The following is an 886-nucleotide window of genomic DNA, read 5'->3' as shown; positions in this document are numbered from 1 at the left end:
ACGGTTCGATCTCGGCCACCAGCGCCGACCAAGGCGTTACCGCGTCGATTTCGGCAAGAAACCGGTCACGCCGCGTCACTTTCTTCTTGCTCGCATATTTGTCAGGTCCCGGACGATTGCGTGGCACTTTTATGAAAAGTTCCGGTTTTTCTTTGTACCATCTTTTCATGGCCTCGATGGGCGGGACATGTCCCAGGGCTTTCTGGGGGATGTGGTGATTGTACAGCCAGACGTAGCGATGAATCGTTGCCTCCAGCGCTTCGCGGCTGTCGAAGCGATGGGTGGCGAGTACCTCGCTGATGCGCCCATTGAAGCGCTCGACCATGCCGTTCGTCTGCGGACGGCGCGGTTTGGTCAGCCGATGCTCGATGTCGAGCGCCTGGCACAGTTCATCGAAGGCATGCGTTCCCGTAGGAGTACGCTCGCCGCGGGTGATGAAGCGGTCGGTGAACTCCTTGCCGTTGTCGGTGAGGATCGTGTGCAGACGAAAGGGGGCCGCCTCAATGAGCGATCGCAGGAAGCGCCGGGCGTTGGCGGCTGTCTTCTCCGGGTAGATGGCCACGAACACCCAGCGCGTCGCCCGGTCGATGGCCACGAAGAGGTAGCGGCGTTTGTCCTCGTCGGGCATCTGCGGCAGGTACTTCACGTCCAGATGCACGAACCCCGGCTCATAGGACTTGAAGGGTTTGTGCCCAGGCTTTTCCGCTTTGGGCTGCAGGGCCTTGAGCGAACCGACGCCGTGGCGGCGCAGACAACGGTCCAGCCCCGAGCGCGACACGTTGGGTGTGATGAATTCGCGCACCACCGCCAGCAGGTCATCCAGAGGCAGCATCAAGGTCTTGCGCAGCTCCACCACGACGGCCTCCTGAAACGGGGTCAGGTTCGT

Annotated in this window: 1 protein-coding gene; it reads right to left on the bottom strand. The window is 61.4% G+C overall.

The window, feature by feature from the left end; all coding sequences use genetic code 11:
- Positions 1-886 (bottom strand): IS481 family transposase (locus tag KUL93_RS11280; RefSeq protein WP_217127131.1); only part of this gene is annotated, 886 nt, incomplete at both ends.

It is taken from the genome of Hydrogenophilus thiooxidans (genome assembly GCF_019049855.1).
GTDB lineage: Bacteria > Pseudomonadota > Gammaproteobacteria > Burkholderiales > Rhodocyclaceae > Hydrogenophilus > Hydrogenophilus thiooxidans.
The sequence above is the reverse complement of the archived record's forward strand: the minus strand, read 5'-3'. Positions and strand labels throughout refer to the sequence as shown.